The following is a 14,393-nucleotide window of genomic DNA, read 5'->3' as shown; positions in this document are numbered from 1 at the left end:
TCGAGCGCCGATGGTAGTTGGGGTGAGTCAAGGACCTTCTGCTAAACCCGCCACATCCATGTGGCAACGCAGAAGTCAGCACATCCTGTGCAAGTCCTGTGAGAGTAGGACGTCGCCAAGCAAGTGAAAGACCAGCCGATTTGGCTGGTCTTTTTTCGTGTGAAAATGCGTTTCGTTTGAATGGACGATGTTTTCGTTTAAATGCCCGGAAGTTTCGTTCAAATCACTAGGACTTTCGTTTAAATGGACACGATTTTCGTTTGAATCACCAGGATTTTCGTTCAAATCAAAAATTGCATTCAAGATTTTCCTGACAATTTAGCGTGATGATTAAAATTTACGAGCAATTATTAAAATTTGTGAGCTATTATCGTAATTTACAAGCGATTATTTAGTTTTACGAGCTATTATCTGTATTTATGAGCTATTATAAAAATTTATCAGCGTTCGGTTTTAGTTAACATAAGTATCCTATGCTTGAATACCTTACAGTTAAATACTTTTCGAAACGATTAGGCTCATTCCTAATAACGATTTAATTATCAGAAGAACTTTATAAAAATCGGTCTTTCGTTAGCCATTCGTAAACCAAATTCGGTCCTTTTTTCAGTGTTATATTTAAAAACTGTGCAATGAATGGGTAATCATCATTGGCCATTGTTTTAAGCAGCTCGGACCACCATTCTGTTTCATATCGGGCAATCATGCTTAAGTTATAAAGTAAAAGATAATGTACCAGCAATTCAGGGAAGCAATAGCAGCTGGAATCTTTATTCGTCGACAGTACATATTTTTTCTCAAAAAGATGATAGTGGATTGGTGAATGAAAGTTCTGTGACCATGCTTGTTCGGGATATAAATGTAAGTTGGAGCCTTGTTCTTCAACAGACAATTTAGTCTTTGTTTTTATCTCAAGGAAATCTTTGAAGCGATGGCTGGTCATATGAAATGTATTGAGAATAGAGGCTGGTAGTGAGAAGCCTTCTTTATAAGGTGTAAGAGGTTTAAAACAACTTTTCGAATGAAATAGTTCGAAAGCTGGCTCTAATTCAGGCAGTTCTTTCAGCAATTCCCCCATTGAGTATTTTTCTCCGTCCAAATGCTTCAAATAAAACATTTTCTCAGCCATAAATGTAAATAAGCCATTTTTTTGAATTTTGACTTCGTCGTGTATAAATTCGTACTGTTGTTTTTTTCGCTTTCGAGTGGTGACGCCATGAGCAAGTACGGATGTTGATTCCGGGTAGTTCGGATCGATTGTTAGCAGGCAGGCTTTAAGCAGCTGAACGAAGCCATAGAAAGCTAAGATAGGCTGGATGGATAATGGAGCGACAACTGCCTGGCTATAATAGGTTTGTGCATGTTCTATGTAATATAAAAAAGGATAGCAATTCTCGAAGCTCTTCATTTCCTTATCGGGCAGGTTTCGTTCAGCATAACACTTCTTCAAATACGTTTGCGTAGAGGAAGCGGAAAAAAAATATATAAATGAATGCCAAATATCATTATGCATTTCCAAAATGAAACCTCCAAATTAATAGAAAAATCAAACATCTTTCATCTTCCTTGACAGTAGTTTGTCCAATTGATAACCTACTAATAATATTTTGAGCAGGAGGGGAAAAAGATGTGGGAAAATAAGTTTGCAAAAGAAGGATTAACCTTTGATGATGTGTTGTTAATGCCAGGTAAATCCGAGGTGCTTCCAAAGGATGCGAATCTGCAAGTTACATTGGCCGAAAATCTTAGGCTTAATATACCGATCATTAGTGCTGGAATGGATACTGTGACGGAAGCAGAAATGGCAATCTCCATGGCACGCCAAGGAGGACTGGGCATCATCCATAAAAATATGTCCATTGAACAGCAGGCGGATATGGTGGACAAAGTGAAACGCTCCGAGAGCGGTGTTATTACCGATCCCTTTTTTCTGACTCCCGTACATCAGGTTTTCGATGCTGAACATTTAATGGGAAAATATCGCATTTCTGGTGTACCGATTGTTAATGACGAAGACGAACAAAAACTAGTCGGCATTATAACCAATCGGGATTTGCGATTTATCCAGGACTTCTCCATGAAAATATCAGATGTAATGACAAAAGAACATCTTGTCACTGCTCCGGTCGGTACGAATTTAGAGCAAGCCGAAAAGATTCTTCAGAAATACAAAATCGAGAAACTCCCTCTTGTAGATGAGAACGGTGTATTAAAAGGACTTATCACGATTAAAGATATTGAAAAAGTCATCGAGTTTCCAAACTCGGCTAAGGACAAGCAAGGAAGATTGCTTGCCGGTGCAGCAGTGGGTGTTACGAAGGATACGATGAAACGTGTGGAAATGCTTGTAAAGGCAAATACAGATGCAATTGTCGTGGATACAGCACATGGACATTCAAAAGGAGTGCTGGATACGGTTAAGCAGATCAGGGAAGCTTATCCAAAGCTTGCGATTATCGCTGGGAATGTAGCTACAGCTGAAGCAACGAAGGATTTAATTGAAGCGGGTGCCGATGTTGTCAAGGTCGGGATTGGACCTGGCTCAATTTGTACCACTCGTGTGGTAGCCGGTGTCGGTGTACCACAAATCACCGCTGTGTTTGATTGTGCGACAGAGGCACGCAAGCACGGGAAAACGATCATTGCCGATGGTGGTATTAAATATTCAGGAGATATTGTCAAGGCATTGGCATCAGGTGGACATGCTGTTATGTTGGGCAGTATGCTGGCTGGTGTTTCGGAAAGTCCCGGTGAAACGGAAATATTCCAGGGAAGACGTTTTAAAGTATACCGGGGCATGGGCTCTGTTGCCGCGATGGAAAAAGGATCGAAGGATCGTTACTTCCAGGAAGAAAATAAGAAATTTGTTCCGGAAGGCATTGAAGGAAGACTGCCTTATAAAGGGCCGCTTTCGGATACGATCTATCAGTTAGTCGGAGGGATCCGGTCTGGAATGGGCTATTGCGGTGCAAAAGATTTGCACGCACTGAGGGAAGACAGCCAATTTGTACGAATGACCGGGGCAGGCTTAAGAGAAAGCCATCCGCATGATGTGCAAATTACAAAGGAATCTCCTAATTACTCTATGTAAGTATCTATTTATTTCCTAATTTGGCAATAATAATTTCATAAAAAACAGGCAGAGAGTTCCTTTTCTCTGTCTATTTTTTTTAATATGTTTGTGATAGACTAAACTAGGTGTTTATGCCAATTAACGAAGAAGTTCTTCGACAATATATAAGCTAAGAAAGTTGGAGGTTTTTGAAAGTGAAAAGATTCAGCAAGATTACACTGGTTTTTACAATGTTATTTGCCTTGATGGCATCTCAATTTAATCCTGTAAATGCAAAGGCGGAGGAAGATACGCTTGGATTAAAGGCAGAAGCGGCCATCATTGTCGATGCTAAGTCCGGAAGAATCCTTTATGAGAAAAACGCAGATAAAGTACTGGGTATTGCATCTATGTCAAAAATGATGGTTGAATACATGGTATTGGAAGCAATTGAAGAAGAAAAGATCAGCTGGGATCAGAAGGCGACCATAAGTAATTATGTACATAACCTTTCTAAAGCTCCTAATCTCTCAAATGTTGGTCTTACCGAGGGTGAAGACTACACAGCAAAAGAATTATACGAAGCAATGGCCGTCCATTCTGGTAATGCAGCTACGGTTGCATTGGCAGAGCTGATAGGCGGAAGTGAAAAAAACTTCGTCAAAATGATGAACGAAAAGGCAAAGGAATTGGGCCTAAAGGATTATAAATTTGTAAATACGAGCGGATTAAATAATAAAGACCTCCTTGGTAATCATCCGGCAGGTGCTCCGAATGAAGAAAATGTCATGACTGCCCGCGACATGGCGACTCTAGCATTCCATATCCTTTCTGACTTTCCTGAAGTTCTGGAAACAGCAAAAATGCCAAGGCTTAAATTCCGTGATGGAAAAGAATATGCTAATTTCAACTGGATGCTTCCGGGCTTGATTTTTGAGTATGAGGGAGTAGATGGGTTAAAGACCGGTTCCACTGATTTTGCAGGCTATGCACATACCGGTACGGTCAAGAGAGATGGTCAGCGTTATATCACAGTGGTTATGAAATCTACTTCTAAAGATGAACGCTTTAACGATACTAAGAAGCTTATGAATTATGCTTTTTCAAACTTTGGCAAAGAAGATGTACTGGCAGCCAACTATGAGGTTAAGGATCAAAAAACTCTTCCTGTGATAAAGGGTAAAGAAGACTCTGTTAAAATTCACACAAAGGAGGATCCTATTGAACTAGTAATTGAAAATGGCGAAAAAGAGAATTATAAGCCTGTATTAGTGATAGATAAGGATAAATTGAATAAAGACGGTGAGTTGACTGCTCCTGTAAAAAAAGGAGAGAAAGTCGGTTATATCAGCGTTGAAAATAAAGAAGGCAAGGACTACGGCTTTATCACCACGGAAGGCGGCAAAGCAAACCGAATAGATGTGGTTGCTGCTGAAGATGTTGAAAAGTCGAATTGGTTTGTGCTTTCCATGAGAGCAATCGGCGGTTTCTTTGGAGATGTATGGAACGGTGCCGCTTCAACAGTTAAAGGCTGGTTCTAACATTTAATAAATCCTAAGGAATGAATTATTAGCCGTTATGAATGCTCCTGTCTTGACAGGAGTTTTTTTTTAGAGATAATTGCATATAATAGGTTTTAAATCCTATACAAATAGTTGGAATAAATTAGGTAGTCAACTTTTCTGGGAGGTAGAAGAATGAATACAGGTACAGACAGAGTTAAGCGTGGAATGGCTGAAATGCAAAAAGGCGGCGTCATTATGGACGTTGTGAATGCTGAACAAGCCAAAATTGCCGAGGAAGCCGGAGCAGTTGCCGTTATGGCGCTAGAGCGCGTTCCTTCGGACATCCGTGCAGCGGGCGGAGTGGCAAGAATGGCTGATATTTCAATCGTTCAGGAGGTCATGGAAGCTGTTTCGATTCCGGTAATGGCAAAAGCAAGAATTGGCCATATTGTAGAAGCGCGCATCCTTGAGTCCCTTGGCGTAGATTATATTGATGAAAGTGAAGTTCTAACACCGGCAGATGAAGAATTTCATTTAAATAAAAAAATATATACTGTTCCCTTCGTATGTGGCTGCCGTGATCTAGGTGAAGCTGCCCGCCGCTTAGGTGAAGGTGCGTCGATGTTAAGAACGAAAGGTGAACCAGGAACAGGCAATATTGTCGAGGCAGTACGTCATATGCGACAAGTAAATGCCCAGGTTCGTAAGGTCATTGCTATGAATGAAGATGAATTAATGACTGAAGCTAAATTGCTTGGCGCCCCTTACGAAATCTTACTTCAAATCAGAGAAAATGGCGGTTTGCCTGTCGTGAATTTCGCCGCCGGCGGAGTCGCGACTCCTGCTGACGCTGCCTTAATGATGGAGCTTGGAGCGGACGGTGTATTTGTAGGTTCTGGTATCTTTAAATCAGAAAATCCGGCAAAAGTGGCGAAAGCAATTGTTGAAGCTACCACCCATTATCAGGATTACGAGCTCATTGCCAATATTTCTAAAGGACTTGGCGAAGCTATGAAGGGCCTTGAAATTTCTTCGCTGGCTCCAAGTCAAAGAATGCAGGAGCGCGGCTGGTAATCATGGTTAGGATAGGCGTTTTAGGATTGCAGGGCGCTGTCAGGGAGCATGTCCGCTCGATTGAGGTATCAGGCGCTACTGCCGTTATTATAAAAAAAGCAGAGCAACTGGGGGAAATTGACGGATTGATTATCCCGGGCGGTGAAAGTACGACAATGAGAAAATTGATCGATCAGTATGGTTTCATGGAACCGTTGCGGAAATTTGCCGATGAAGGAAAGCCGATGTTCGGGACATGTGCCGGGTTAATCATTTTGGCAAAACATATTCAAGGCTATGAAGAGCCTCATCTAGGCGTATTGGATGTTACCGTCGAACGGAATTCCTTTGGGCGGCAGGTAGATAGCTTTGAAGCGGAGCTTAAGATAAGCGGAATGGAATCACCATTTACCGGAGTATTTATCAGGGCTCCACATATCATGGAAGCCGGAGAGCAAGTAGAGATCCTGGCTGAATATGATGGACGCATTGTCGCGGCACGTCAAGGGCAGTTTTTAGGTTGTTCATTTCATCCTGAATTAACGGATGACCACCGCCTAACGCAAATATTTATTGAAATGGTCCATGCCCATCTTCAGGCTAAAGCTGTATAAAATGGTTGCATATTGTTAAAAACTATAGTACATTATGGAAAATAATTTCATTATCATAAAACCATGACAGGAATTAGTAACAGGCATGCTTTCTTTAGAGAGCCGGTGGAAGGTGCGAACCGGTGGCTGCGGCTTGTGAATCCATCCTCGAGTAAAGTATGGAACACCCAGCGGGTTAGTAATTACTTTCGGCCTAAGCCGTTATCTTTATGAGTGGAAGACAGATTCATGTTTTCAACTAGGGTGGCAACGCGGGTTAACTCTCGTCCCTTTTAGGGGACGGGAGTTTTTTGCGTTTTCAAAAATCATGGTGTAATGGATTACGAAAATAGGAGGAATAGCGTATGCTGGATTTGAAATATTTACGCAGTAATTTTGAAGAGGTTAAACGTCTTCTGCAACATCGCGGAGAAGATCTGACTGATTTTGGGAAGTTTGAAGAACTGGACGTGAGACGACGTTCTTTACTTGTTAAAACAGAACAACATAAGAGCCGTCGAAATGAAGTATCCCAGCAGGTAGCTGCCTTGAAGCGCGAAAAACAAGATGCTGACCATTTAATTGTCGAGATGCGTGAAGTCGGTGACAAAATCAAAGTTCTTGACGAAGAACTTCGTGAAGTAGAAGCCGTATTGGAAAATCTTCTATTGTCCATTCCGAATATCCCTCATGAAAGTGTTCCAGTCGGTGAGACGGAAGATGATAATGTGGAAATCCGTAAGTGGGGTGAGGTTCCGCAATTTGGTTTTGAAGCAAAACCTCACTGGGATGTTGCTGATGCGCTTGGCATTCTGGACTTTGAACGAGCTTCCAAGGTGACAGGCAGCCGGTTTGTATTTTATAAAGGACTGGGTGCCCGCCTAGAGCGTGCGTTAATCAGTTTCATGCTCGATCTGCATGTAGAGGAGCATGGCTATGAAGAAATGCTGCCGCCTTATATCGTGAACCGTGCAAGCATGACAGGTACAGGCCAGCTGCCTAAGTTCGAAGAAGACGCGTTTCGAATTGAAAGTGAAGATTATTTCTTAATCCCGACGGCGGAGGTCCCGGTCACGAACTACCATCGTGACGAAATCCTGTCTGGTACTGACTTGCCAATCAGCTATGCCGCCTATAGTGCGTCTTTCCGCTCTGAGGCAGGGTCAGCTGGAAGAGATACACGCGGGCTAATCCGCCAGCATCAGTTTAATAAAGTCGAGCTCGTGAAATTCGTGAAACCGGAGAATTCTTATGAAGCTCTTGAAGAGTTGACAAGGCATGCCGAAAAGGTGCTTCAGCTTCTGAACCTTCCTTATCGAGTATTAAGCATGTGTACAGCGGATCTGGGCTTTACAGCTGCCAAAAAATACGACATCGAAGTTTGGATTCCAAGCTACGGGACGTACCGTGAAATTTCTTCTTGCAGTAATTTTGAATCATTTCAGGCCAGACGCGCAAATATCCGTTTCCGCCGTGATCCAAAAGCTAAACCAGAGCATGTTCATACGTTGAATGGGTCTGGTTTAGCGATTGGCCGTACGGTATCGGCCATTTTAGAAAATTACCAGCAGGCTGATGGCAGCGTAATTATTCCGGATGTGCTTAGGCCGTATATGCGCGGCGCTGAGGTTATTAAGCTTTAAGTCCGAGTAAGGGAGAGCGTTACTGCTTTCCCTTCTTATATTTCTGTGAAAATTTTTCTGAGAAAGTATTTTTGTTATCTTGACAATGCGTTTCCCTCCATGGTATCTTATTAAATGTTGAAACGGAGGTATACCCAAGTCCGGCTGAAGGGATCGGTCTTGAAAACCGACAGGGGTGTCAAAGCCCGCGGGGGTTCGAATCCCTCTACCTCCTCCATATTTATCTGAAATAACCACGCGCATAAGAGATCGTATGAATCATAAAAGTCTGTTACAGTCATGTAGCAGACTTTTTTATTTCTAATATAGTTTTGTCCACATAAAAAATCACCGAAGCATTTCGGTGATTTTTCTCTATATTTTTCGAAGTTTCTTCGTTTGATCCATAAATGATGCTATGCGCTCGATAATTGGTTCGATTGATGTTTCACTTTGTACAAGATCGTAGTCATTGATGTTTAAACGCAAAACGGGGCATGCGTTAAAGTGGTTGATCCAATCTTCGTAGCGCTGATGCATTTCCTTCCAGTATTCCACCGGGGTTTGCTGCTCCATCGGGCGTCCGCGCTCCTTAATCCTATCTAGGATATCTTCAATTGACCCTTCCAGATAGATGAGAAGGTCAGGATGCGGGAAGTATGGCGTCATGACCATCGCTTCAAAAAGACTTGTATAGGTTTCGTAATCGACTTTATTCATCGTTCCTTTTTCATAATGCATCTTTGCAAATATGCCTGTATCTTCATAAATAGAACGATCTTGGATAAAACCGCCGCCGTATTCAAAGATACGTTTTTGATCTTTAAAACGTTCTGCCAAAAAGTATATTTGGAGATGGAAGCTCCAGCGTTCAAAATCGTCATAGAATTTATCAAGATAAGGATTTGTATCGACCTTTTCAAATGAGGTACGGAATTTTAATGCATTTGCAAGCGCATTTGTCATCGTTGATTTGCCGACTCCTACCGTTCCGGCTATTGTGATGACAGTGTTATTTGGAATGTCATATTTTTTTCGTAGGTTCATTCTTATATACTCCTTTTTGCAGCTCGTTCTCTATTTGGGATAGGATGGCAGCTAAATCTTGTTTATTCCCCACAAAATCCAGCAAGTCCCCGTTAAAACGTAAGACAGGTATATCTGGATGCTGTTCCTCAAAAGTCTGCATAAAGGTTCCGTAGTCAATTGATAATTGTTCCAGATAGAGCGGGCTAATATTCTTTTCGAACTCTCTGCCTCTTTTGCCGATCCGGTTCAATAATGTATCCAGGCTGGCATTTAAATAGATCACCATGTTCGGCTTGGGCATATCATGCGTTAAGATGTTGAAAATTTCAAGGTATTTATCATATTGCCGATCCTTTAATGTCCTTTGTGCAAAAATTATATTCTTGAAAATATGATAATCTGCCACGACGGCTTTATTCTTAGAAAGAATCTGTTTTTCAATATCTTCTAATTGTTTGTAGCGGTTGCAGAGGAAAAACATTTCTGTTTGAAAGCTCCACTCATCAATATTCTCATAAAATTTACCGAGAAATGGGTTTTCATCTACAATTTCCTTTAATAATGCGAATTGGAAATGTTCAGAGATTGCTTTTGCTAACGATGTTTTTCCCACACCAATCGGACCTTCTACGGTAATAAATGGTGTGTTCTTCATGAATTCCTTCCTCCTTCAAACGGCACTGATCGCTGTAAACAGTAAATTTGGCTTATTAGTCCAAAAGTTATTGTATCACAGACCGATAGTTTAGGCAGGACAATCTTATGAGTAAGTGAAAGAATTTTGATGAAGAATTACATGAGTTGCGGGATTTTACATAATCCTATAATATTCATGATTAGAGCAAGGATTCATTTTCTTACTATATGACTATTCACCTTTTTTTATTTTTTTAAGGGGTTACGCTTATGAGAGACGATAGATTTTATATGCGATTGGCGTTAGAAGAGGCAAGAAAAGCAGAGGATATAAACGAAGTTCCGATCGGTGCCGTGATAGAGATGAATGGAGAAGTCGTCTCAAGCGCTCATAATCTCAGAGAAACAGCTCAGAATGCCATCTGCCATGCGGAACTGTTGGCCATTAATAAGGCCTGTGAAGAGCAAGGCACCTGGAGGCTTGAGGATGCGACATTGTATGTCACGCTTGAGCCGTGTCCGATGTGTGCCGGGGCTATCATCCAATCCCGTATTAAGAGGGTAGTTTTTGGGGCGTATGATCCGAAAGCAGGATGTGCCGGCACATTTATGAACCTGTTGCAGGATGAACGTTTTAACCATCAAAGCGAGGTTACCAGCGGCATTTTGGCACAGGAGTGCGGATCGATTCTGACTGATTTTTTCAAAGATTTGCGAGAACGAAAGAAAGCGGAAAAAGCTAAAAGAAACCGAGTACGGTTGGGTGAAGATGCAGGAATTGACAGGGAATAAGGATTGCTTTCTTGGCTAAAACTTAGTATACTTAATTATGCGTCGTTATGGCGCTATATGAATATGGTAGCAAATTTGCCGTGCTAGGCGGGGAGGTAGCGGTGCCCTGTACTCGCAATCCGCTCCAGCGAGGCTGAATTCCTTTTCGAGGTTAGCATCCTGTAGGGTCTGCCTTAAGTAAGTGGCGTTGACGTCCGGGTCCTGCGCAATGAGAATCCACGAACCATGTCAGGTCCGGAAGGAAGCAGCATTAAGTGGAAGCTCTCATGTGCCGCAGGGTTGCCTGGACTGAGCTAACTGCTTAAGTAACGCCTATGGGTGCTAATCGACAGAAGGTGCACGGCAGTTATTACATAGTAAATAACTCATCCTTTAGGGTGAGTTTTTTTGCCATTATAAAGAAATATCCGATACAGAAAAAAATTTACGGTATAATAGTATGCGAATAGAAAATTAAGGGGGCGTTTTCGTGGGATATCAAGCACTATATCGGGTATGGAGGCCACAGCAGTTTCTGGATGTCGTCGGCCAGGAGCATGTAAACAAAACCTTACAGAATGCCCTCATGCAGCAGAAGGTTTCCCACGCCTACTTATTTTCTGGTCCGCGCGGTACAGGGAAAACGAGTGCGGCAAAAATTCTGGCGAAGGCCGTGAATTGTGAGAAATCGCCTATAAGCGAGCCCTGCAATGAATGTGCCGCCTGCACAGGAATTACCGATGGTTCCATTCCCGATGTAATTGAAATTGACGCAGCATCAAATAACGGAGTGGAAGAAATTCGCGATATCCGTGATAAAGTGAAATACGCGCCAAATGCTGTCAAATTCAAAGTATATATTGTAGATGAAGTGCACATGCTTTCACAAGGAGCATTTAATGCATTGTTAAAGACGCTGGAGGAACCTCCAAAACATGTTATTTTCATTTTAGCTACTACAGAACCTCATAAGATCCCATTGACCATTATCTCCCGATGTCAGCGATTTGATTTTAAACGGATCGGACCGCAGGATATTGTCGGCCGAATGACACAAATTGCTTCGGAAACGGGAGTAGCATTCAATGAACAGGCCATGCATATTATTGCCAGAGCGGCTGAGGGCGGTATGCGTGATGCTTTAAGTCTGCTTGACCAGGCTATATCATTTAGCGAAGATGAAGTGACGGTTGAAGATGCTTTGACAGTTACGGGATCTGTTTCACAAGCATTTTTGAGCCGACTGGCCAAAGCTATATACGAGAAAGATGTCACGAATGCCCTGCTGACATTAGAAGAATTATTGGCTATGGGGAAGGATCCCGCGCGATTTATTGAGGATATGATCTTTTTTTATAGAGACATGCTGTTGTATCAAACGGCACCGAGTATGGCCGATTCATTTGAACGGGTCTTGATCGACCCAGAGTTCAAGGAACTGGCAGAAGTGGTTCCGACAGATTATATTTATAGTATTATCGAGAATTTCAATAAAACACAGCAGGAAATGAAATGGACGAACACACCTAGAATCTTTCTTGAAGTAGCGTTGGTTAAGCTCTGTCATTTGGAACAGTCTTCAAGTATATCCGGTGGCGAAATAGAAAGTATGAAGCGAAAAATTGCCGAGCTGGAAAGACAGCTCCAAGAGATCAAAGAAAAAGGTGTTTCTATAACTTCGGAAGAAAAAGCGGCAGCACAGCCAAAGGCCCAACGCATGTCGAAAAAGAGTTATAAAGCCCCTACAGGAAAAATCAATCAAGTCCTCAGGCAAGCGACCAAGCAAGATTTGCACACAATCAAAGGCCGTTGGGGAGAAGTAATTGAGCAGCTTGGGCAGCAAAATTTAAAATCTTTGGCTGCTTTATTAAATGGAGCGGAACCGGTAGCTGCTTCTACCGTGGCATTTGTGTTAAAATTCAAATATGATATTCATTGCCAGATGGCGATGGAAAACGCCAAGTTTATTGAGGCCATGGCAACGATTATGCAGCGTATTACCGGCCATCGCCTCGAAATGGTAGGAGTGCCGGAAAATCAATGGCAGCAAACAAGAGAAGAGTTTCTTGCCACCCAAAGTACCGATCCATCTGATGAAGGAATACAGCAGGAAGAAGATCCTTTTATAGCGGAGGCTCGTAAACTAGTTGGCGATGAATTATTGGAAATTAAAGAATAATGGGAGGCAGTAATATGGGAATGCGTGGCGGAAACATGCAAAATATGATGAAGCAAATGCAAAAAATGCAAAAGAAAATGGCCGAGGCTCAGGAGGAGCTTGGCGAAAAGAAAATCGAAGGTACTGCTGGCGGTGGAATGGTGACAGTTGTTGTGACCGGCCATAAAGAAATTATAGAAGTGAATATCAAACCAGAGGTTGTCGATCCCGATGATATTGAAATGCTTCAGGATCTAGTATTAGCAGCGACCAATGACGCATTGAAAAAAGCGGACGAAATGACTAACCAAACGATGGGGCAATTCACAAAAGGGTTAAACCTTCCTGGAATGTTCTAAGTCTCGGAGGAAATGAATATGCATTATCCTGAACCAATATCCAAGCTTATTGACAGCTTTATGAAATTGCCGGGGATTGGCCCTAAGACGGCTGCCCGGCTTGCTTTTTTTGTATTGGGTATGAAAGAAGATACGGTTTTGGATTTTGCGAAGGCACTGGTGAATGCCAAGCGGAATCTGACGTATTGTTCGGTATGCGGACATATCACGGATCAGGATCCTTGTTACATCTGTGAGGACCAGAAACGGGATCGTAGTATAATTTGTGTTGTACAGGAACCCAAGGATGTCATCGCCATGGAAAAAATGAGAGAGTTTAACGGTTTGTATCATGTTCTTCGTGGGAGCATATCTCCAATGGATGGGATAGGCCCGGAGGATATCAACATTCCAGATTTACTGAAACGTCTACAAGATGAAACTGTCCAAGAAGTCATTTTGGCAACGAACCCGAATATTGAAGGGGAAGCTACAGCCATGTATATTTCCCGCCTATTAAAACCGTCCGGAATCAAGACCACGAGAATTGCCCACGGATTGCCTGTCGGTGGTGACCTTGAATACGCGGATGAAGTAACTTTATCCAAAGCTATTGAAGGTAGAAGAGAAATCTAAAGATACCAGCAAATGGGAGGGCTTATATATGTTCTTTCGTCGAAAAGGTCGGCTTCGAAATGAATATGACGAAAAGCTAATGCAGCAATTGGAGCAGAAAAAAAGAAACTGGTTCAGTCAAAAATCATTGCTGGAAAAAAGCCTTGATCCATCTGATGAAGCAATCGTACGGACTAAAATAGCAGAAGTGAAATATTTTTACCTGTTCAAAGAGGCCAAAAAGAGAAAAATTAGTATAAAAAGATAATCAAAACCTTCCTATCACATGGTTCTTAATTTGTACTTCCTTTCATAAATTGAAGTACAAGCTCTTGTGCAGGGAGGTATTATTTTGGAGCCTATAATAGTTGTCGCCGTCATCGCGGGATTGATTCTGATGTTGCTTTTGGTAGGTGCACCATTAAAACCGATCCGCTTTATCGGGCAGGGTCTCATAAAGATTGTGATCGGAGCGGTATTTTTATTTTTCTTAAACGCGTTAGGAAATCAATTTGGCGTGCATGTGCCGATCAATTTAGTAACAGCGTCTGTATCCGGTTTCCTTGGCATACCAGGGGTTGCTGCACTAGCGGCAATAAACTACTGGGTAGTTTAATAAAGTGTGGACTCGAGCTCATCCGCTCGAGTTTTATTATTGTTAACCTTAAAATAAAATCCCATTGTTTCATAATTAAGCTCTCAAAACGAAATCACATATTTTTTTTAAAAAAAGTATGTATAAGTTATTGACATCAAGGGTTTGGGGGTGTTATAGTATTAAAGTCGCTTCCGAGAGAAACGACAAAGTAATTGCTCTTTGAAAACTGAACAAAACAAAGCGCCAACGTTAATTTTTAAGTGAGCACACACTTTAAAAGCAAAAGGAACATCGATTAAGTTCGTCACGTCCTGTGACAACGTCGATGCCAGCACATCCATGTGCAAGTGAGCAAGTCAAACATTCTTCGGAGAGTTTGATCCTGGCTCAGGACGAACGCTGGCGGCGTGCCTAATACATGCA

15 protein-coding genes, 1 tRNA gene, 1 rRNA gene, 1 other RNA gene and 1 other annotated feature are annotated in these 14,393 nt (G+C 42.0%); of the genes, 14 read left to right on the top strand and 4 right to left on the bottom strand.

Annotation, left to right across the window (positions count from 1 at the left end; genetic code table 11):
* Positions 1 to 75 precede the first annotated feature (75 nt).
* Together LQ216_RS20060 and LQ216_RS20055 are read right to left on the bottom strand one after the other, a co-directional pair.
* Entirely contained in the window at positions 76 to 303 is a 228-nt protein-coding gene (locus tag LQ216_RS20060; RefSeq protein WP_230131406.1) for a hypothetical protein, read from the bottom strand.
* A 250-nt stretch (positions 304 to 553) separates the two neighbouring features.
* Positions 554 to 1,513 (bottom strand): YaaC family protein, encoded by a 960-nt coding sequence (locus tag LQ216_RS20055; RefSeq protein WP_230131408.1) that lies wholly within the window; start codon positions 1,511 to 1,513, stop codon positions 554 to 556.
* A gap of 114 nt (positions 1,514 to 1,627) precedes the next feature.
* Here LQ216_RS20055 and guaB point away from each other — a divergent pair, with 114 nt between their 5' ends.
* The 6 genes from guaB (at position 1,628) to LQ216_RS20025 (ending at position 8,063) form a co-directional block, all read left to right on the top strand.
* On the top strand, positions 1,628 to 3,091 hold the full coding sequence (guaB, locus tag LQ216_RS20050) for an IMP dehydrogenase (protein WP_230131404.1): 1,464 nt from the start codon (positions 1,628 to 1,630) through the stop codon (positions 3,089 to 3,091).
* Between the two features lie 176 nt (positions 3,092 to 3,267).
* Positions 3,268 to 4,593, top strand: a complete 1,326-nt coding sequence (locus tag LQ216_RS20045) for a serine hydrolase (protein WP_230131402.1) — start codon at positions 3,268 to 3,270, stop codon at positions 4,591 to 4,593.
* A 156-nt stretch (positions 4,594 to 4,749) separates the two neighbouring features.
* Positions 4,750 to 5,631 (top strand): pyridoxal 5'-phosphate synthase lyase subunit PdxS, encoded by an 882-nt coding sequence (gene pdxS, locus LQ216_RS20040; protein ID WP_230131400.1) that lies wholly within the window; start codon positions 4,750 to 4,752, stop codon positions 5,629 to 5,631.
* 2 nt (positions 5,632 to 5,633) lie between these two features.
* Positions 5,634 to 6,224 (top strand): pyridoxal 5'-phosphate synthase glutaminase subunit PdxT, encoded by a 591-nt coding sequence (pdxT, locus tag LQ216_RS20035; RefSeq protein ID WP_230131398.1) that lies wholly within the window; start codon positions 5,634 to 5,636, stop codon positions 6,222 to 6,224.
* Positions 6,225 to 6,278: 54 nt separating this feature from the next.
* Positions 6,279 to 6,498, top strand: a binding site (T-box leader).
* Positions 6,499 to 6,568: 70 nt separating this feature from the next.
* Positions 6,569 to 7,846 carry a serine--tRNA ligase gene (gene serS, locus LQ216_RS20030; RefSeq protein WP_230131396.1) on the top strand — a complete coding sequence of 426 codons (1,278 nt, stop codon included), beginning with the start codon at positions 6,569 to 6,571 and terminating at the stop codon, positions 7,844 to 7,846.
* 124 nt (positions 7,847 to 7,970) lie between these two features.
* A tRNA-Ser gene (locus LQ216_RS20025) sits at positions 7,971 to 8,063 on the top strand.
* A gap of 137 nt (positions 8,064 to 8,200) precedes the next feature.
* Here LQ216_RS20025 and LQ216_RS20020 read toward each other — a convergent pair.
* Positions 8,201 to 8,872 carry a deoxynucleoside kinase gene (locus LQ216_RS20020; RefSeq protein WP_230131394.1) on the bottom strand — a complete coding sequence of 224 codons (672 nt, stop codon included), beginning with the start codon at positions 8,870 to 8,872 and terminating at the stop codon, positions 8,201 to 8,203.
* Positions 8,850 to 9,509, bottom strand: coding sequence for a deoxynucleoside kinase (locus LQ216_RS20015; RefSeq protein WP_230131392.1), 660 nt, complete (start codon positions 9,507 to 9,509; stop codon positions 8,850 to 8,852). Before LQ216_RS20015 ends, LQ216_RS20020 begins: the two co-directional genes overlap by 23 nt.
* 251 nt (positions 9,510 to 9,760) lie before the next feature.
* Here LQ216_RS20015 and tadA point away from each other — a divergent pair, with 251 nt between their 5' ends.
* The 8 genes from tadA to LQ216_RS19975 form a co-directional block, all read left to right on the top strand.
* Positions 9,761 to 10,282 carry a tRNA adenosine(34) deaminase TadA gene (gene tadA / locus LQ216_RS20010; protein WP_230131390.1) on the top strand — a complete coding sequence of 174 codons (522 nt, stop codon included), beginning with the start codon at positions 9,761 to 9,763 and terminating at the stop codon, positions 10,280 to 10,282.
* A gap of 78 nt (positions 10,283 to 10,360) precedes the next feature.
* Positions 10,361 to 10,625, top strand: an RNA gene (gene ffs / locus LQ216_RS20005) — signal recognition particle sRNA large type.
* A 126-nt stretch (positions 10,626 to 10,751) separates the two neighbouring features.
* Positions 10,752 to 12,440, top strand: a complete 1,689-nt coding sequence (gene dnaX, locus LQ216_RS20000) for a DNA polymerase III subunit gamma/tau (RefSeq protein ID WP_230131388.1) — start codon at positions 10,752 to 10,754, stop codon at positions 12,438 to 12,440.
* Positions 12,441 to 12,460: 20 nt separating this feature from the next.
* Positions 12,461 to 12,778 carry a YbaB/EbfC family nucleoid-associated protein gene (locus LQ216_RS19995; protein ID WP_216824912.1) on the top strand — a complete coding sequence of 106 codons (318 nt, stop codon included), beginning with the start codon at positions 12,461 to 12,463 and terminating at the stop codon, positions 12,776 to 12,778.
* A gap of 18 nt (positions 12,779 to 12,796) precedes the next feature.
* On the top strand, positions 12,797 to 13,393 hold the full coding sequence (gene recR / locus LQ216_RS19990; RefSeq protein ID WP_230131387.1) for a recombination mediator RecR: 597 nt from the start codon (positions 12,797 to 12,799) through the stop codon (positions 13,391 to 13,393).
* Positions 13,394 to 13,421: 28 nt separating this feature from the next.
* A complete protein-coding gene (locus tag LQ216_RS19985; protein WP_230131385.1) occupies positions 13,422 to 13,640 on the top strand; it encodes a YaaL family protein in 219 nt (72 codons plus the stop codon).
* A gap of 84 nt (positions 13,641 to 13,724) precedes the next feature.
* Positions 13,725 to 13,988, top strand: coding sequence for a pro-sigmaK processing inhibitor BofA family protein (locus LQ216_RS19980; protein WP_230131383.1), 264 nt, complete (start codon positions 13,725 to 13,727; stop codon positions 13,986 to 13,988).
* A 346-nt stretch (positions 13,989 to 14,334) separates the two neighbouring features.
* Positions 14,335 to 14,393, top strand: a 16S ribosomal RNA gene (locus LQ216_RS19975); the annotation flags it as partial.

This window comes from Bacillus sp. CECT 9360 (assembly GCF_918741275.1).
Taxonomy (GTDB): Bacteria; Bacillota; Bacilli; order Bacillales; family DSM-1321; genus Peribacillus.
Note: the sequence above shows the minus strand (reverse complement) of the source record. Positions and strands in the feature narration are given on the sequence as shown.